Source organism: Microbacterium sp. NPDC055665 (assembly GCF_053618035.1).
Genome location: NZ_JBSHGY010000005.1, coordinates 101,409 through 119,096, shown reverse-complemented (window position 1 = coordinate 119,096; position 17,688 = coordinate 101,409). Strand labels below are relative to the sequence as shown.

The following is a 17,688-nucleotide window of genomic DNA, read 5'->3' as shown; positions in this document are numbered from 1 at the left end:
GTACCATTGAGGCTGTACCTCGGCGAGGGATGCTTCTGCGCGTGCGCGTTCATCCGTTATCGACGCGGCGAAGCAAGCCCGGTGGCTTTCCTCCTGCGTCAGCGAGTTCGACAATTCCAAGACCACCGCGCGGCGCCTTCGCTGCGTGCCCCGAAGGAGAACCCCATGTCTGAAGACACCAAGGTCCAGGCCGAGCTCCGCGAGAGCTTCGGCAAGGGCTTCGCCCGCCGCCTCCGCGCCGCCGGCAAGATCCCCGCCGTCATCTACGGCCACGGCACCGAGCCGGTGCACGTCGCGCTGCCGGGCCACCAGGTCTCGCTCATCATCCGTCGCGCCAACGCGCTGCTCGAGCTCGACATCGAGGGCAAGGGCCAGCTCGCCCTCGTCAAGGACGTCCAGCGCGACCCGGTGCACCAGATCATCGAGCACATCGACCTGCTCGTCGTGAAGAAGGGCGAGAAGGTCGCCATCGACGTGCCGATCGTCGTCACGGGCGAGTCGGCTGCCGGCACCATCGTGAACCTCGACGCGACCACGCTGTCGATCGAGGCCGAGGCCACGCACATCCCGCAGAACATCGAGGTCTCGGTCGAGGGCCTGGAAGAGGGCGCGCACATCACCGGTGCCGACGTGAAGCTCCCCAAGGGCTCCACGCTGCTCTCCGACCCCGAGGTTCTCGTCGTCGCGATCTCCGTCCCGGCCGCACCGACCGAGGACGACGAGGCCGAGGCCGAGGGCGAGGCCACCGAGGCAGCCGAAGAGGCCGCCGCGGAGTGATCTCCGACTGATTCATCACAGAGGGGACGCGATCCGATCGCGTCCCCTCTGTCGTATCCTGACCGAGGCTTCGCGGCCCGAGGAGTGAGAGGACGACGACATGGCATCCACCTGGCTCGTGGTGGGGCTCGGCAACCCCGGCCCGCGATATGAGGCCACCCGGCACAACATCGGGCAGATGGTGGTCGACGAGCTGGCCTCGCGCCGCAGTGAGGCGTTCCGCGAGCACAAGGGCGGAGCGCGCGTCGTCGAGACGTGGCTGCGTCCCGGCGCGGACAAGCTCGTGCTGGCCAAGCCGAACACCTTCATGAACGTCTCGGGCACCCCGGTGGCGGCATTGGCGCGCTTCTACTCGGTGCCCGCCGAGCAGGTCGTGGTCGTGCACGACGAACTCGACATCCCCTTCGACACGGTCAAGCTCAAGATCGGTGGAGGGCACGGGGGCCACAACGGCGTGCGTGATATCGCCCGGGCTCTCGGATCGGCCGACTTCCCGCGGGTGCGTGTGGGGATCGGGCGTCCGGTCGGCCGCCAGGACCCCGCCGACTGGGTGCTGTCACCCTTCGGCAAGGAGGAGCGGCCGAACCTGCCGATCCTCATCGACGATGCGGCCGACGCGGTCGAACTCCTCGTCGGAGAAGGACTCCTCGCGGCGCAGCAGAAGCACCACGCACCGCGCTGACGCAGCGCTGACCCGCTTCTGAGGCCCCGCGAGCGCCGTCAGGACGAGTAGGTCGCGAAGCCGGCGGCGCCGCCTGCCGCAAGAGCGGCGACCAGCACGGTGAAGAAGATGACCGCGCCGAGCACGGCGACGACGATTGCCGCGATACCGGTGCCGCGGCCCCGGCGCTTGGCGATGGCGACGATGCCGAGCACGATCGCGGCGATCCCGAGGATGGTGCCGAGCCAGAAGGACAGCTCGGCCCAGAGAACCTGATCGCGCGCGGGGGAGAGCACGCTGAGATCTTCGGTCGTCGTGACACCCTGCGGGAGGACGCGTCCGATCTCGAAGGCGGCGATGCCGACGACGATGGGGGCGACGACCGCGGCGAGGAGCGCGAGGACCAGCGAGATCGTGCCGAGCAGCCCCGAGGGGCGGACCGTGGTGTGGGGGGCCGTGTAGGCGCCCGCCGGGGCGGCGTAGCCGCCGACGGGGACCTGGTAGGCGCCCGGAGGGGCTGCCGGATACGCGGCAGCCGGCGCGTTCGGCGCTGTCGAGTAGGGCGGTGCGACAGGATACGTCGGCGCTGCGGCGGGATAGCCGGGGGCTGCCGGAGGCGGCACTGCGCCGAAAGGAGCTTCCGGCACCGGCGGAACCGTCGTCGCGGGCGGTGCCGGCGGCGCGGAGGGCGCGGCACCGGAAGGGGGAGGCAGCTGCGGATCAGTCACGTCCCCCATCCTAGGGCGCGGCTCAGACGCGCCGGAGGAGCCCCACGCGGTCGTACACGTTCGACAGGGTGGCGTCGGCGACGGCGTCCGCGCGCCCGGCGTTCTCCGCCAGGATGCGGTCGAGTTCGGCGGGATCGTCGAGCAGTTCGAGCGCACGCGCGCGCACCGGCTCGAACTCGTTGACGACGACCTCGGCGAGGCCCTTCTTGAAGTCGCCGTAGCCGCGACCCGCGTACTCGTCCTCGATCGCTGCGACCTGGCGACCGCTGAGCGCCGCGTAGATCGTGAGCAGGTTCGAGACGCCGGGCTTGTTCTCCCGGTCGAAGCGCACGGAGCCCTCGTTGTCGGTCACCGCCCGCATGATCTTCTTCGCCGACTTCGCGGGGTCGTCGAGCATCCACAGGACCCCCGCGTCGCTCTCCGCCGACTTCGACATCTTGGCGGTCGGGTTCTGCAGATCGTAGATGCGCGCGGTCTCCTTCTGGATGACCGGCATCGGCACCGTGAAGGTCTCGCCGAAGCGGGAGTTGAAGCGCTCGGCGAGATCACGGGTGAGTTCGACGTGCTGCTTCTGGTCGTCGCCCACCGGCACCACATCGGTCTGGTAGAGCAGGATGTCGGCGGCCATGAGGACCGGATACGTGAACAGGCCGACGCTGGTGGCATCGGCTCCGTATCGCGTCGACTTGTCCTTGAACTGGGTCATCCGGCCGGCCTCGCCGAAACCGGTGATCGTGCTGAGGATCCAGGCGAGCTCGGCGTGCGCGCGCACGTGGGACTGCACGTACAGGGTCGACAGCGACGGCTCGATACCTGCGGCGATGTACTGCGCTGCGGTGCGCCGCGTCTTCTCTCGGAGCTCGGCCGGGTCCTGAGCGACCGTGAGCGCGTGCAGGTCGACGACCGAGAAGTACGCATCGTAGGAGCTCTGCAGGTCTCGCCACTGGAGCAGCGCGCCGATGTAGTTGCCGATCTGGAGGGAGTCGGCGGAGGGCTGCATTCCGGAGTAAAGGCGAGGTTTCGTCACACCCTCAATCCTATGGGGTGCGTGCGCGGCCCCTACGATGGGCGCATGACGCGGGAATCCAGGGGTGCCGTCTTCCTCGCCGCGCTCGGCGACGACGCGGAGCGGCTGCACCCGGAGATCCACGCGCAGATGCGTGTCGAGGCCGAGAGCGACAGTGCCGAGGGCGTGTTCGCCGTGGCCGGCAGCCGGTTCGGCAGTCTCACCGGGCTCGCGTCGCCCGTGGTCGGCCCCGGTCTGCTGGTCACGCGGTTCGCCCGCGATGTCCCGTTCCGGATCGACACCGTCACCGGCCGGTCGAGATCCGGGCGGGCGACCCTGACCGCCACGCGGGAGTTCCGGTTTCCGGGCACGACTCAGCGCATCTCGGATCGGCTCACGGCGACCGCCCGCCCCGGGATCGTGCACAACGTCCTGGGGGCCCGCGGGCGGGTGGAGATGCTCGAAGAGTGTTCCGTCACGGCGGAGGGTGCGCTGCGGATGCGCTCCCGCGCGGTCGCCCTGCGGATCGGCGGGCGCCGGATCACGCTCCGCGGCATCCTGCGCCTCGATGTCGACCTCGTCGACGGCTGGGACGAGGCCGAGAAGCGTCGCACCATAGCGATGCGGGCCACGAGTCCTGTGCTCGGAACGGTCCTCGAGTACCGCGGCTGGTACCGCTACGCGGCTTCCCCCGCGGTTCCCGAAGACGCCGCCGGGCCCCGTCAGTACGAGTAGTCGACGACGACCGGGGCGTGGTCGCTCCATCGCTGATCGTAGGCCGCCGCGCGGGCCACGTGATAGGTCGTGACGCGCTCGGCGAGTGCCGGAGTCGCGAGGTGATAGTCGATGCGCCACCCCGAATCGTTGTCGAAGGCCTGACCGCGCATCGACCACCACGTGTACGGGCCGTCGATCTCGCCGTGGAACCGGCGGCCCACGTCGACCCACCCGAGGCCGGTGCCGATCGTGCCGTCGACGGCAGTGACCTCCGCACCCGACTCGCCGAGGAAGCGGTCGAAGTAGGCACGTTCGCGGGGCAGGAACCCGGCCTTCTTGCGGTTGCCGCGCCAGTTCTTGATGTCCAGCTCGCGGTGCCCGACGTTGAGGTCGCCGGTCACGAGTGCGAGTGCGCCGTCGGCACCGAGCTCGCCGAGCCGCGTGCCGAACGCGTCGAGGAACTTCCACTTCTCGTCCTGCTTCGGGGTGTCGGCCTCGCCGGAGTGCACATATGCGCTCACGACGGTCAGCGGACGATCCCCGAGCAGGTAGTCGGCCTCGATCCAGCGGCCCTTGGAGTCGAAGTCCTCCGGCCCGAACTCGGTGCGCGAGGCGAGTGCCGGCGTGCGGCTCGCGATGGCGACTCCGGCACGCCCCTTGGCGGTGGCCTCGTCATGGACGAACGACCAGCCGGGCAGCGCGGCTTCCAGGTGCTCGTCCTGTCCGCGGACTTCCTGCAGCGTGAGGATGTCGACCCCGGCCTCGTCGAGCCAGGTGCTCATCCCGTTGCGAGCCGCCGCTCGGATCCCGTTGACATTGACCGTGGCGATACGCAGATGGGGCATGGAAACAAGCCTAACGAGCGTCGCCGACATCCCGGGACGGTCGGTGCAGGTCGGCGATGAGGCGCTGCGCGAAGGGGGTGGGCGATTCCACAGGGGGCGGGGGAGAGGCCTCGAGAGCCGCGAGCTCGTTCTCCGCAGCGCGCAGGGCTCGTCCGGCAGTCCACGCGCCGAACCAGGGTGCGGCGTCGCGGGCCTCACGAGCCTCTCGCACGCGGATGCGGGCCGCGGTGAGCAGGGTCTCGTACTCGATCAATCGGCGCTCCGCCTCGGTCTGCTCGAGCAGCGGCTGGTCCCGGTCCTGCGCGGCGACCGCGATCCAGGAGGAGGCCACCAGCATCACGACCCCGTTCACGCGGAACCAGAGCAGGAGGCCGATGAAGATGGCGAACGTCGCGAGCAGCGGATTCGACGGGGTGTAGCTGAGGAGGAAGCCGGCTCCGTACTGGAGCACGGTCATCGCGCCCCCGCCGAGAAGGGCGCCGGGCCAGATGGTCCGCCACTCCAGCGACGTTCCCGTGAGGAAGCGGACCATCGCCGCCAGCGCGGTCGACATCAGGACGAAGGAGACGATGACGGTCGCGATGCGGATGCCGAGGTTCAGCCCGTCCGAGCCGGAATCCCACCCGAGCAGACTGAGCAGCCAACTCAGCACGGCGGCGCTGGCGGAGCTGAGGAGAGAACCGACGACCAGCGAGACGCCGAAGATCAGCGCCGCGAGCAGGTCACGGGCCTTCAGGATCACGTAGCTGCGCCGGTCCGGCGGAAGACCGAAGATGTCCCTGGTCGCGCGCCGGGAGAACGTCACCCAGCCGATGGCTGTCCAGATGACGGTTCCGAGGGCGATCAGGCCGGTGACGCCGAGGACGTTGGCCGTGCTCGCCGCGACGTCCTGCACCTGCTCCGGCGTGAAGACGCCGCCCTCGGGGAGGATCAGATTGGGGATGTACCGGTTGATCATGTCGATCAGGCCGTTGACGGCCTCCTCGCTGCCGCCGAGCCAGAGGCCCGCGATGGCGAACGCGAGGTAGATCGCCGCGAAGATCGCGAAGAGCGCCTGATAGCTCACGCCGGCAGCGAGCAGGAATCCGTTGTGCTGCAGGAAGTGTCGCCAGACACGCACGGGGAACAGGCCGAGGGTGCGCTGCGTCAGCGCGGTCGCACGCTCGACGGCCGCATCGAGGCGACCGGGCTCGGCCGCGGAGCCATCGGGTTCAGACACGTCCCCACCCTATCCAAGCGCCGGGCGATGCGAGAGCAGTCGGGTTCGCGGGAGCAGCCGGGCGCGAGAGAACAGGGGGAGACGCGAGAACAGGCGGCCCCGAAGGGAACCGCCTGTTCTCGGATGATGGCCTGATGCGGGGCGTCAGGGACGGCCGCGGAGAACCGCCTGCTTGACCTCGGCGATGGCCTTGGTGACCTCGATGCCACGCGGGCAGGCCTCGGAGCAGTTGAAGGTCGTGCGGCAGCGCCACACGCCTTCCTTGTCGTTGAGGATGTCCAGACGCACGGCCGCGTTGTCGTCACGCGAGTCGAAGATGAAGCGGTGCGCGTTGACGATCGCGGCCGGGCCGAAGTACTGGCCGTCGGTCCAGAACACGGGGCACGACGAGGTGCACGCGGCGCACAGGATGCACTTGGTGGTGTCGTCGAAGATCTCGCGGTCGGCGATCGTCTGGACGCGCTCCTTGCCCTTCTCCGGGACGGAGCTGGCCACGAGGAACGGCTGCACCTCGCGGTACGAGGCGAAGAACGGCTCCATGTCGACGACGAGGTCCTTCTCGAGCGGCAGGCCCTTGATGGCCTCGACGTAGATCGGCTTCGAGATGTCGAGGTCCTTGATCAGCGTCTTGCAGGCCAGGCGGTTCCGGCCGTTGATGCGCATGGCGTCGGAGCCGCAGATGCCGTGCGCGCACGAGCGGCGGAAGGTCAGCGAGCCGTCGACTTCCCACTTGATCTTGTGCAGCGCGTCGAGGACGCGGTCGGTGGAGTAGAGCTCCACGTCGTAGTCGACCCAGTGCGGCTCCGCGTCGACCTCCGGGTCGAACCGGCGGATGTTGAACGTGACGATGAAGGACTGGATGCCGGTCTCTGCGGTCGTGTCCGCGGGTGCTTCGGCGATGGCGTTCGACATGCTCAGTACTTCCTCTCCATCGGCGGGTAGTTCAACTCGCCCTGATCGTTCTTCGTGAAGACGACGGGCTTCCAGTCGAGCTTGATGTGGTCGCTCGGGGTCGACGAGTGCGGGTCGCCCGTGAGGTAGGCCATGGTGTGCTTCATGTACTTCTCGTCGTCGCGCGTCGGGAAGTCGTCGCGCATGTGGCCGCCGCGGCTCTCCTCGCGGTTCTGCGCGGCGTAGACGACGACCTCGGCGATGTCGAGCAGGAAGCCCAGCTCGACGGCCTCGAGCAGGTCGGTGTTGAACCGCTTGCCCTTGTCGTCGACGTGCACGTTCTTGTAGCGCTCACGCAGCTCGGCGATCACGCCCAGCACGTGCTGCAGCGAGTCGTGGGTGCGGAACACCTGAGCGCCCTTGTCCATCTCGTCCTGCAGCGTCTTGCGCAGCACGGCGATGCGCTCGGTGCCCTGGTTGTTGCGCAGGTCCTCGAGCATCCCGGAGACGAAACCGGCGGGGTTCTCGGGCAGCGGGACGAACTCGGCCGTCTTGACGTACTCGACGGCGTTGCGGCCACTGCGCTTTCCGAAGACATTGATGTCGAGCAGCGAGTTGGTGCCGAGACGGTTCGCGCCGTGCACCGAGACGCAGGCGCACTCGCCGGCGGCGTACAGTCCGGGGACGACCGTGTCGTTGTCGGCCAGGACCTCGCCGTTGTTGTTCGTCGGGATGCCGCCCATGGCGTAGTGCGCGGTCGGCATCACCGGGACCGGCTCGACGACCGGGTCGACACCGAGGTACGTGCGGGCGAATTCCGTGATGTCGGGGAGCTTGGTCTCGAGGACCTCGGCGCCCAGGTGCGTGCAGTCCAGCAGCACGTAGTCCTTGTGTGGACCGGCGCCGCGGCCTTCCGCGACCTCCTGCACCATGCAGCGGGCGACGATGTCACGCGGGGCGAGGTCCTTGATGGTCGGGGCGTAGCGCTCCATGAACCGCTCGCCGGAGGCGTTGCGCAGGATCGCGCCCTCGCCTCGTGCGCCTTCGGTGAGGAGGATGCCGAGACCGGCGAGTCCGGTCGGATGGAACTGGAAGAACTCCAGGTCCTCGAGGGGGAGGCCCTTGCGCCAGACGATGCCGACGCCGTCGCCCGTGAGGGTGTGCGCGTTCGAGGTCGTCTTGAAGATCTTTCCGAAGCCGCCGGTCGCGAAGATCACGGCCTTGGCCTGGAACACGTGCAGCTCGCCGGTGGAGAGGTCGTACGCGACGACGCCCGCGATCTGGGTCTTGCCGTCGGCGTCCTTCACCGTCAGCAGGTCGAGCACGTAGAACTCGTTGAAGAAGTTGATGCCGAGCTTGACGCAGTTCTGGAACAGCGTCTGCAGGATCATGTGGCCGGTGCGGTCGGCGGCGTAGCAGGCGCGGCGGACCGGGGTCTTGCCGTGCTCCGCGGTGTGCCCGCCGAAGCGGCGCTGGTCGATCTTGCCCTCGGGCGTGCGGTTGAAGGGCAGACCCATGTTCTCGAGGTCGATGACCGCCTCGATGGCCTCCTTCGCGAGGATCTCCGCCGCGTCCTGGTCGACGAGGTAGTCGCCGCCCTTGACGGTGTCGAAGGTGTGCCACTCCCAGGAGTCCTCTTCGACGTTCGCGAGGGCTGCCGCCATGCCGCCCTGCGCCGCACCGGTGTGCGAGCGCGTGGGGTACAGCTTGGAGATCACGGCGGTCTTCGCCCCGGGGCCGGCCTCGATGGCCGCCCGCATGCCGGCGCCACCGGCACCGACGATCACGATGTCGAACTGGTGGTAGTGCACGCCGTCACGGACGACGGAATCCTGCGTCTCGGTAGTCACTTCTTCTTAGCCTTCTTCTCAGTTCCCGACCAGGGCGGCGCATTCGGTCCACAGGACGCTGTCCTCGGTCACACCGAGGCACGGGTCGAACGTGAAGACGACGAGCGTGCCGAGGATGATGAGCAGGCCGGCGGCGAGCCCCAGGGCCCAGGTGAGGGCCTTCCGGGCGGTGGTGTTCGTGACGTAGTCGTTCACGATCGTGCGCATGCCGTTGGCGCCGTGGATCAGGGCGAGCCACAGCATCAGCACGTCCCACCACTGCCAGAACGGCGTGGCGAACTTGCCGGCGATGAATGCGAAGTCGAGGGCGTGGATGCCCTCGCCGACCATGAGGTTGACGAAGAGGTGGCCGAAGATCAGCACGACGAGCACGACGCCCGACGCGCGCATGAAGACCCAGCCCCACTTCTCGAGGTTGACTCCGCGTCGGCGGCGAGCCGGAGCTGCGATGGTCTGCGCGGTCATCAGTGTCCCCCTCCGAACCCGGCGAACGCGAGCATCAGGTGGCGGGGCACGAAGCCGGCCATGATGATGCCCCACACCAGCAGCACGCCCCAGAAGAGCTGCCGCTGATACTTGGCGCCCTTCGACCAGAAGTCGACGGCGATGATGCGCAGGCCGTTCATCGCGTGGAACACGATGCCGGCCACGAGCACGACCTCGCCGAGCGCCATGACGGGGTTCTTGTACGTGCCGATCACGGCGTTGTACGCCTCCGGCGAGACCCTGATGAGTGCCGTGTCGAGCACGTGCACCAACAGGAAGAAGAAGATGGCGACTCCGGTGATGCGGTGAAGCACCCACGACCACATGCCTTCGCGGCCCCGATAAAGGGTGCCGCGGGGGGTCTTGGACGTGGTTTCCGAAATCGACGGTGTCAAGCGAGCGCTCGTGGACACGGTCGTCCTCCCTGATCGATGTGCGTCGGTCGCGTGCGCTGCTCGTGCAAGTGTGAGCCTGTCGAAGTCAGGCACGCCCGATCGGTGTCCATCCTATTCCTGTCCGAAGACGGGGAGCGACGAAGGGGAGCCTAAGTCGAGCCGTGCTGCTCAGCCGATCTGTCGCATCGTGTTCCACCCGCCGCCGATCACCCGGCTCGCGAGGAATCCGCCGCGACCGGTGCCGCCGTACAAGACGAGATTGCCCTTCGCGTCACGGGCCAGCACGTCCTGCGTGCCGTTGCCGTCCACGTCGCCTGCTCCGATGACGATCGTGAGCGAACTCCAGCCGTGCCCGATCTGCATCGCCTTGCCCCATCCGCCTCTGCCGGTGGTGGGATAGAGCCAGAGCGTGCCATCGGTACGGCGGGCGATCAGGTCTCCGTGGGCGTCGCCGTTGAAGTCGCCGGCATATGTGATGTCTTTCATTGCCTGCCAACCCGTGCCGATCCTGGAGCCGGCGCCGGCGAGCCAACCGGAGCGCCCGTTGCCGGGATAGAGACGAAGCTCCCCTGCGGGCGTTCGCGCGACCACGTCGGCGCGGCCATCGCCGTTGAAGTCGATGCCTCCGATGAGCTGCGTGAACGTCGACCACCCGGTGCCGATCCGCACCGGCGCTCGGAATCCCCCGCGGCCGTCACCGGAGAGCATCATCAGTCTGCCGTCGGCTTCGACACGAGCGATGTCGGGGGTGCCGTCGCCGGAGAAGTCGCCGAGGGTGACGAACGGGCGGTCACCCCAGCTCGACACCGCGGTGCCCGCGGGTCGGAAACTGCCGGTGCCCGTCCCCGCATAGATGAGGAGATCCCCCGACGACGAGCGTGCGAGAAGATCGGCTGCACGGTCGCCGGTGAGGTCGCCGGCGCCTGCGTTGAACGCTTTCCGTGGCGTGCCGATGCCGAAGATCTGCACCCAGTACGTGCGATAGCAGGAACCGGTCGCATAGCCGACGCCGAGCCCTGTGTACCGCCGATCGAGGATGTTCGCCTTGTGGCCGGGGGAATTCATCCAGCTCGACATGACGGCTGTCGCGTCAGGCTGACCCGCGGCGATGTTCTCGCCGGTCGCCACCCATCCGGAAGCGGCGACTCGTGTGTTCCGCCACGTGGACGAGCTGTGCGCGAAGGTGCAGGACGAAGCCAGATGCCGGGCCCACTCCGCGGCGGCGGCGTCGAGCGCGGGATCTGACACGAGGGCGGGCAGGCCGGCCTTCAGGCGCTGCGCATTCGTCTGCGCGAAGACCTCGCCGGCGGGCCCGCCGGCTGCCGAAGCGGCGCTGGGAACCAGAAGTGCGAGCATCATGGTCAGAGCAAGCGCGAGCGCTGCGGCGGTGGCACGCGTGCTGGGGCGTCCGAGGGGGGAGTGGCGCATGGCACCGACCATAGTGGCACCCGTGGTCGCCACGGAGCGGACGGCTACCCTGGCAGGGTGAGCGCACCCATCAAGGATTTCTACGCAGTGATTCCCGCCGGCGGCATCGGCAGTCGGCTCTGGCCGCTCTCCCGTGCGGACGCGCCCAAGTTCCTGCATGACCTCACGGGGTCGGGCCATTCTCTGCTCCGCGACACCTGGGATCGGCTCGAGCCGCTCAGCGGATCCGACCGGATCGCCGTGGTCACCGGCCGTGCGCACCGCGCCGCGGTCGAGGCCGAGCTGCCCGGCATCGCCGACCTCAACGTCTTCCTGGAGTCGGAGCCGCGGGAGTCCGCCGCCGCGATCGGCCTCGCCGCCGCGATCCTGCACCGGCGCGAGCCCGATGTGATCATCGGGTCGTTCAGTGCCGACCACGTGATCCGCAGCACCCGAGTGTTCGAGTTCGCGGTGCGCGACGCCGTCGAGGTCGCCCGCGAGGGGTACATCTGCACCATCGGCATCTCGCCCACCGAGCCCGCGATCGGCTTCGGTTACATCAAGAAGGGTCCGGAGCTGGTCGTCGACGGCGCGCGCGAGGCCGCGCTCGTCGAGAGCTTCGTCGAGAAGCCCGACCTGGAGACGGCGAAGGAGTACCTCGCCGATCGCGACTATCTGTGGAACGCGGGCATGTTCATCGCGAAGGCGAGCGTCCTGCTGGACGAACTCGCCGCGAACGAGCCCGAGCTGCACGCCGGGCTGCTCGAACTCGCGGAGGCCTGGGACGACCGCGAGCTGCGCGGTCCTGCGGTCGACCGCATCTGGCCGCGCCTGAAGAAGATCGCCATCGACTACGCCGTGGCGGAGCCCGCCGCCCGCCGCGGACGGCTCGCCGTCGTCCCCGGTCATTTCGATTGGGACGATGTGGGGGACTTCGCCTCGCTGACCAAGCTCATCAACAACGGACGCAAGAACGACCTCGCGGTGCTCGGGCCGAACGCGCGCGTGCTCACTGACGGCGCGAGCGGGATCCTCGTCAGCCAGACGTCGCGAGTGATCAGTCTGGTGGGCGTCCAGGACATCGTCGTGGTCGACACCCCCGACGCGCTCCTGGTCACCACCGTGGAGCACGCGCAGCGCGTGAAGGGTGTGGTCGAGTCCCTGAAGCTCACCGGTCGCGGGGACGTGCTCTGAGGAGTGCGCCGATGAGCAGGGCGTCACGCTCATCGGGTGGCTTGATTTCAGCTTTGTAACCTTTGGCCAGCGCATCCGCTGCGCACGTGCGCAAAAGACGAAACAGTAGGTAACTTTGATCGATCCGCGATGGCCGCGGTTTCGTTGAGGGAGGCATCAGTTGACCATCTCCACCACCAAGAAGCTGCTCGGCGCGACCGTCGCCGCGGGCGTCATCTTCGCGCTCGCCGGTTGCGGCCAGGCGCCGACCGACAAGCCCGAGGGCTCCGAGAAGCCGGTCGACTCCGACTTCCTTCCCTGCCTCATCTCCGACGCGGGCGGCTGGAACGACAAGTCGTTCAACCAGTCGGCCAAGGAGGGCATGGACAGCGCGGCTGACGAGCTCGGCATCAAGCCCCTCGAGTTCGAGTCGGCGAACGACAACGACTACGCCCCGAACCTCGAGACCGCGGTCTCCGAGGGCTGCTCGCTCATCGTCGCGGTGGGCTTCAAGCTCTCCGCCGCCACGGTCGAATCCGCGCTCGCGAACCCCGAGATCGACTACGCGATCATCGACGACTACGCCGACAACGACTTCGACGGCACCACGGATGCTCCGAACATCAAGCCCCTCGTCTTCGACACCGCGCAGGCGGCCTACCTCGGCGGCTACGCCGCAGCAGCCTGGTCCGCGCAGAGCGGCGTGAACAAGGTCGGCACCTTCGGCGGAATGCAGATCCCGTCGGTCGCCGTGTTCATGGACGGCTACCAGCTCGGCGTCGACAAGTACAACGAGGACAAGTCGGCCGCGGTCGAGGTCTTCGGCTGGGACGCCGCGACGCAGAAGGGCTCGTTCACGGGCGGCTTCGACGCGAACGACACCGCCAAGCAGACCGCGCAGGGCGTGCTCGACCAGGGCGTCGACGTCATCCTCCCGGTCGGCGGCCCCGTCTACCAGAGCGCGGCTGCCGCGATCACCGACAGCGGCAAGGACACGCTGATGCTCGGCGTCGACAGCGACCTCGCTGTGGCTGACCCGAACGTGGCCGGCATGACGCTGGTCTCGATCATGAAGGCGATCGACGTCGCCGTGCACGACGCCACCGTCGCGGCCGCCGGCGGCGAGTTCGACGCAGCGCCGTACGTCGGCACGCTCGAGAACGAGGGCGTCAAGCTCTCCGGCTTCGGCGACTTCGAGGGCGACCTGCCCGAGGGCCTGGTCGACGAGCTGGCCGAACTGCAGAAGCAGATCATCGCCGGTGACATCACGGTGGAGTCCGAGAACTCCCCGTAAGTCGTAACCGGTCCAGCACGGGGCGAGTGGTGAGCAGGCGGCCACTCGCCCCGTGCCGTGGACGGACGATGATTCTCCTGGATGACTCTTCTGGATAACTCTTCTGGATAAGGTGCAGATATGAAGCTCGAACTTCGCGGCATCACCAAGCGATTCGGTAGCCTCGTGGCCAACGACCACATCGATCTGGTGGTCGAGCCGGGGGAGATCCACGCGCTCCTCGGTGAGAACGGCGCGGGCAAGTCCACGCTCATGAACGTCCTCTACGGCCTGTACCAGGCCGATGAGGGAGAGATCCTCCTCGATGACGAGGTGCAGCGCTTCCGCGGTCCCGGTGACGCGATGGCTGCGGGGATCGGCATGGTCCACCAGCACTTCATGCTGGTCCCGGTCTTCACCGTGGCCGAGAACGTGATGCTCGGTCACGAGCAGACCAAGGCGCTCGGAACGCTCGACATCGCGAAGGCGCGAGAGCACGTGCGGTCCGTGGCGGCACGGTTCGGCTTCGACATCGACCCGGATGCGCTCGTGGGCGACCTGCCCGTCGGCGTGCAGCAGCGGGTCGAGATCATCAAGGCTCTGTCGCGCGACGCGAAGGTGCTCGTGTTCGACGAGCCCACGGCGGTGCTCACCCCGCAGGAGACCGACGAGCTGATGAACATCATGCGTCAGCTGCGCGACGAGGGCACGGCGATCGTGTTCATCACGCACAAGCTGCGCGAGGTGCGCGAGGTGGCCGACAAGATCACCATCGTCCGCCTCGGCAAGGTCGTCGGCGAGGCATCTCCCACCGCGACCAACGCCGAGCTCGCCTCCCTCATGGTCGGCCGTGCGGTCGAGCTGACCGTGCACAAGGACCCGCCCCGTCTCGGCGAGGGCGGCTTCGAGGTCAAGGGGCTGCGCGTCCTCACGCCCACGGGCGCGATCGTCGTCGATGGTGTCGACCTCGCCGTCCGACCGGGCGAGGTCCTCGCGATCGCCGGTGTGCAGGGCAACGGCCAGACCGAGCTGGTGGAGGCCATCGTCGGCCTCGCTGCCCGCGTCGAGGGCAGTATCGTGCTCGACGGCAAGGAGCTCGTGGGCAAGAGCGTGCGCGCCATCCTCGACGCCGGTGTCGGCTTCGTCCCGGAAGACCGCACGGAGGACGGCCTGGTCGCCGGCTTCTCCGTCGCGGAGAACCTCATCCTCGACCGCTCGGACGACCCGGCTTTCAGCCGTGCCGGTACGCTTCGCCGTTCGGCACTCGACGAGTTCGCCCGCGCCCGCATCACCGAGTACGACATCCGCACCCAGGGGCCGGAGACTCCGGCGGGCACGCTGTCGGGCGGCAACCAGCAGAAGGTCGTCATCGCCCGGGAGATGAGCCGTGACCTGCGGCTCCTCGTCGCCGCGCAGCCGACCCGCGGCGTGGATGTCGGCTCGATCGAGTTCATCCACAAGCGCATCATCGAGACGCGCGATGCGGGAATCCCCGTGATCGTCGTCTCCACGGAGCTCGACGAGGTCGCAGCTCTCGCCGACCGGATCGCGGTCATGTACCGCGGCACCATCGTCGGCATCGTCCCCGGCGACACGCCTCGGGAGACACTCGGACTCATGATGGCCGGAGCGGCCGAAGGGGAGGTGGCCGCGTGAGCGGAGCGACGCCCGGCGCAGGAGATGTGACCAAGGGGATCCCGCCGCAGGAGCTCGCGACGAGCACCGGCACCGTCCCGCGCGACCCCTCCGACGTGCCACCGCCTCCGCGCGGGAACGTCATCCTCAAGGAGATCCTCCGCGGCAACGCCGTCACCACGATCCTCGCGATCGTCCTGGCTCTCATCGTGGGCGGCATCCTCATCGCCTTCACGAACGAAGACGTGCAGACGGCTTCCGTGTACTTCTTCGCGCAGCCGGGCGACACCTTCGTCGCCGCCTGGAACGCGGTGTACAACGGCTACGAGGCGCTCTTCCGCGGGGCGATCTTCAACGCCCGCGGGGCTGACTTCGCAGCTCAGATCCGCCCGCTGACGAACACCCTCGGCTTCGCGGCACCGCTGATCGCGGCCGGCCTCGGTGTCGCGCTCGCATTCCGCGTCGGCCTGTTCAACATCGGTGCCCGTGGTCAGATGCTCATCGGTGTCGCGGTCGCGGCGCTGCTGACGTTCTCCCTCGACCTGCCGATCTGGCTGCACATCCCGGTGACCCTGATCGCCGGCATCGCCGGCGGTGCGCTCTGGGGCGCCATCGCGGGACTCATCAAGGCGCGCACCGGTGCGCACGAGGTGATCCTCACGATCATGCTCAATTACATCGCGTACTACCTGCTGCTGTGGATGATCCGCACGCCGGGCCTGCTGCAGAAGCCGGGCACCAACCAGGCCCTCGGCTCGGCGACGCCGCAGAGCGCGCAGTTCCCGACCCTGCTCGGCCCGCAGTTCCCCCTCCTCGATCTCGGCTTCGTGATCGTGATCGTGGCGACCCTGTTCGTCTGGTGGCTCATCGAGCGGTCGTCGCTCGGCATGCGGATGCGCGCCGTGGGTGAGAACCCGCATGCCGCGCGCGCCGCCGGTATCAGCGTGCAGCGCATCTACGTCTACGCCATGCTCTTCGCCGGGGGACTGGCGGGTCTCGCCGGCATGAACCAGATCCAGGGCGCCGTCACCACCGGCGTCACCGAGACGATCGACGCCGGCATCGGCTTCGACGCGATCACGGTCGCGCTCCTCGGACGCAGCCGTGCCTGGGGTACGTTCGCGGCCGGCATCCTGTTCGGGGCGCTCAAGGCGGGCTCGTTCTCGATGCAGGCGCAGGACATCCCGGTCGACATCGTGCTCGTGGTGCAGTCCCTCGTGGTGCTGTTCATCGCGGCGCCGCCGCTGCTGCGCACGGTGTTCTTCCTTCCGAAGACCGATGCGGAGAAGGCGGCCAAGGCCAGAGCCAAGGCCGCGAAGAAGGCGGTGATGGCATGATGTCCCTCGTTCAGACCCAGGCCGCCGACGGCACGGTGCAGCTCGCGACGGTCAAGGAGCGGCACCTCAAGGCGCCGATCGTCCTCGCCGCGGCGACCGCGCTGCTGGCGCTGCTGTTCCTCGCGGTGCCGCGGACGGGCACCAGCACCTTCCGACTCTCCGACCAGTCCTCGGCGCTCTCGCTGCCCGACGTGGCCCTGCCGACCGCCTCGACCTTCTGGGTGGTGTTCGGCGTCCTGGTGGTCCTCACGGTCGGAGCCTTCCTCCGGGCATGGACCTACCGCAAGCCCTCGCTGTGGCTCGTGGTCGCCTACGGCGTGCTCGCCGTCTTCGCCTTCCTCGTCTGGGCGTCCGCCGGGGGACTCGTGCCCGTCACGAGCCTGCTGTTCGGAGCGGTGTCGCTGTCGGTGCCGCTCGTGTTCGGTGCTCTGGGCGGCGTCATCGGCGAGCGTGCCGGTGTCGTGAACGTCGCGATCGAGGGTCAGCTCCTGCTCGGCGCCTTCTCCGCCGCGCTGCTCTCGAGCATCACCGGTAACCCGTTCGTGGGTCTGATCGGCGCGATGGTGGGCGGCGTGCTGGTGGCCAGCGTGCTGGCCGCGTTCGCGATCAAGTACCTCGTCGAGCAGGTGATCGTCGGTGTCGTGCTCAACGTGCTGGTCACGGGCCTCACCGGCTTCCTCTACGGGGCGCTGCTCGCACCGAACGAGACGACCCTGAACACTCCGGTCCGGTTCCCGCGCGTCGAGATCCCGGTGCTCAGCGACATCCCGATCATCGGACCGGTGCTGTTCAACCAGACGTTCATCGGGTACCTGATGTTCATCACCGTCGCCGTGGTGGCGTGGGGGCTGTACCGCACCCGCTGGGGTCTGCGGCTTCGTGCCGTCGGCGAGCACCCGCAGGCCGCCGACACCGTCGGCATCAAGGTGAACCCGACCCGGTTCTGGAACGTGCTGCTCGCGGGTGCGATCGCCGGTCTGGGTGGTGCGTACTTCACGCTCGTCTCGGTGCCGCAATTCGGCAAGGACATGACGGCTGGGCTCGGCTTCATCGCCCTCGCCGCCGTGATCTTCGGCCGCTGGGACCCGATCCGCGCCACGCTGGCCGCGCTGCTGTTCGGCTTCGCGACCAACCTGCAGAACCTGCTGTCGATCCTGAAGACGCCGATCCCCGGCGAGTTCATGCTCATGCTGCCGTACCTGGTCACGCTGCTCGCGGTCGCCGGATTCGCCGGGCAGATCAAGGCGCCGGCTGCCGACGGCAAGCCCTACATCAAGTCCTAGCCCGA

The 17,688-nt window shown here is 68.4% G+C and carries 17 protein-coding genes; 8 read left to right on the top strand and 9 right to left on the bottom strand.

All coding sequences use genetic code 11. The features are described from left to right. Nucleotides 1-165 precede the first annotated feature (165 nt). Nucleotides 166-777 carry a 50S ribosomal protein L25/general stress protein Ctc gene (locus tag ACWGO6_RS13695; protein ID WP_136041518.1) on the top strand — a complete coding sequence of 204 codons (612 nt, stop codon included), beginning with the start codon at nucleotides 166-168 and terminating at the stop codon, nucleotides 775-777. Between the two features lie 100 nt (nucleotides 778-877). Further along, the gene (gene pth / locus ACWGO6_RS13690; RefSeq protein ID WP_136041519.1) at nucleotides 878-1,459 is read left to right on the top strand and encodes an aminoacyl-tRNA hydrolase; all 582 of its coding nucleotides are present in this window, start codon (nucleotides 878-880) and stop codon (nucleotides 1,457-1,459) included. 38 nt (nucleotides 1,460-1,497) lie between these two features. Here the strand turns inward: pth and ACWGO6_RS13685 are convergent, their stop codons facing one another. Next, nucleotides 1,498-2,175, bottom strand: a complete 678-nt coding sequence (locus tag ACWGO6_RS13685) for a hypothetical protein (RefSeq protein WP_452326966.1) — start codon at nucleotides 2,173-2,175, stop codon at nucleotides 1,498-1,500. A gap of 13 nt (nucleotides 2,176-2,188) precedes the next feature. After that, nucleotides 2,189-3,193 (bottom strand): tryptophan--tRNA ligase, encoded by a 1,005-nt coding sequence (gene trpS / locus ACWGO6_RS13680; RefSeq protein WP_081859884.1) that lies wholly within the window; start codon nucleotides 3,191-3,193, stop codon nucleotides 2,189-2,191. 45 nt (nucleotides 3,194-3,238) lie between these two features. On the opposite strand from trpS, the gene ACWGO6_RS13675 reads away from it, so the two are divergent. Continuing rightward, on the top strand, nucleotides 3,239-3,907 hold the full coding sequence (locus ACWGO6_RS13675) for a DUF4166 domain-containing protein (protein ID WP_452326965.1): 669 nt from the start codon (nucleotides 3,239-3,241) through the stop codon (nucleotides 3,905-3,907). Here ACWGO6_RS13675 and ACWGO6_RS13670 read toward each other — a convergent pair. From ACWGO6_RS13670 to ACWGO6_RS13640, 7 genes are all read right to left on the bottom strand, one after another. Next, complete coding sequence (locus tag ACWGO6_RS13670; protein WP_452326964.1) at nucleotides 3,895-4,734, bottom strand: exodeoxyribonuclease III; 840 nt, start codon at nucleotides 4,732-4,734, stop codon at nucleotides 3,895-3,897. The genes ACWGO6_RS13675 and ACWGO6_RS13670 overlap by 13 nt on opposite strands. Nucleotides 4,735-4,744: 10 nt before the next feature. Beyond that, a complete protein-coding gene (locus tag ACWGO6_RS13665; RefSeq protein ID WP_136041522.1) occupies nucleotides 4,745-5,953 on the bottom strand; it encodes a YihY/virulence factor BrkB family protein in 1,209 nt (402 codons plus the stop codon). Nucleotides 5,954-6,097: 144 nt separating this feature from the next. Then, a complete protein-coding gene (locus tag ACWGO6_RS13660) occupies nucleotides 6,098-6,865 on the bottom strand; it encodes a succinate dehydrogenase iron-sulfur subunit (protein WP_105710885.1) in 768 nt (255 codons plus the stop codon). Nucleotides 6,866-6,867: 2 nt separating this feature from the next. Next, nucleotides 6,868-8,694, bottom strand: a complete 1,827-nt coding sequence (gene sdhA / locus ACWGO6_RS13655) for a succinate dehydrogenase flavoprotein subunit (RefSeq protein WP_136041523.1) — start codon at nucleotides 8,692-8,694, stop codon at nucleotides 6,868-6,870. An 18-nt stretch (nucleotides 8,695-8,712) separates the two neighbouring features. After that, a complete protein-coding gene (locus tag ACWGO6_RS13650; protein ID WP_136041524.1) occupies nucleotides 8,713-9,159 on the bottom strand; it encodes a succinate dehydrogenase hydrophobic membrane anchor subunit in 447 nt (148 codons plus the stop codon). Continuing rightward, nucleotides 9,159-9,593, bottom strand: coding sequence for a succinate dehydrogenase, cytochrome b556 subunit (gene sdhC / locus ACWGO6_RS13645; RefSeq protein ID WP_074731658.1), 435 nt, complete (start codon nucleotides 9,591-9,593; stop codon nucleotides 9,159-9,161). Before sdhC ends, ACWGO6_RS13650 begins: the two co-directional genes overlap by 1 nt. A gap of 150 nt (nucleotides 9,594-9,743) precedes the next feature. Further along, on the bottom strand, nucleotides 9,744-11,003 hold the full coding sequence (locus ACWGO6_RS13640; RefSeq protein ID WP_452326963.1) for an FG-GAP-like repeat-containing protein: 1,260 nt from the start codon (nucleotides 11,001-11,003) through the stop codon (nucleotides 9,744-9,746). Nucleotides 11,004-11,060: 57 nt separating this feature from the next. On the opposite strand from ACWGO6_RS13640, the gene ACWGO6_RS13635 reads away from it, so the two are divergent. The 5 genes from ACWGO6_RS13635 to ACWGO6_RS13615 all read left to right on the top strand — a co-directional run bounded on the left by ACWGO6_RS13635 (nucleotide 11,061) and on the right by ACWGO6_RS13615 (nucleotide 17,683). Then, nucleotides 11,061-12,176 carry a mannose-1-phosphate guanylyltransferase gene (locus ACWGO6_RS13635; RefSeq protein ID WP_029262556.1) on the top strand — a complete coding sequence of 372 codons (1,116 nt, stop codon included), beginning with the start codon at nucleotides 11,061-11,063 and terminating at the stop codon, nucleotides 12,174-12,176. A 160-nt stretch (nucleotides 12,177-12,336) separates the two neighbouring features. Continuing rightward, nucleotides 12,337-13,449, top strand: coding sequence for a BMP family lipoprotein (locus tag ACWGO6_RS13630; RefSeq protein ID WP_136041526.1), 1,113 nt, complete (start codon nucleotides 12,337-12,339; stop codon nucleotides 13,447-13,449). A gap of 120 nt (nucleotides 13,450-13,569) precedes the next feature. After that, nucleotides 13,570-15,084, top strand: coding sequence for an ABC transporter ATP-binding protein (locus ACWGO6_RS13625; protein WP_452326962.1), 1,515 nt, complete (start codon nucleotides 13,570-13,572; stop codon nucleotides 15,082-15,084). Further along, the gene (locus tag ACWGO6_RS13620; RefSeq protein ID WP_136041528.1) at nucleotides 15,081-16,400 is read left to right on the top strand and encodes an ABC transporter permease; all 1,320 of its coding nucleotides are present in this window, start codon (nucleotides 15,081-15,083) and stop codon (nucleotides 16,398-16,400) included. Before ACWGO6_RS13625 ends, ACWGO6_RS13620 begins: the two co-directional genes overlap by 4 nt. Continuing rightward, nucleotides 16,400-17,683, top strand: a complete 1,284-nt coding sequence (locus ACWGO6_RS13615; RefSeq protein WP_452327003.1) for an ABC transporter permease — start codon at nucleotides 16,400-16,402, stop codon at nucleotides 17,681-17,683. Before ACWGO6_RS13620 ends, ACWGO6_RS13615 begins: the two co-directional genes overlap by 1 nt. The last annotated feature ends 5 nt before the right edge of the window (nucleotides 17,684-17,688 follow it).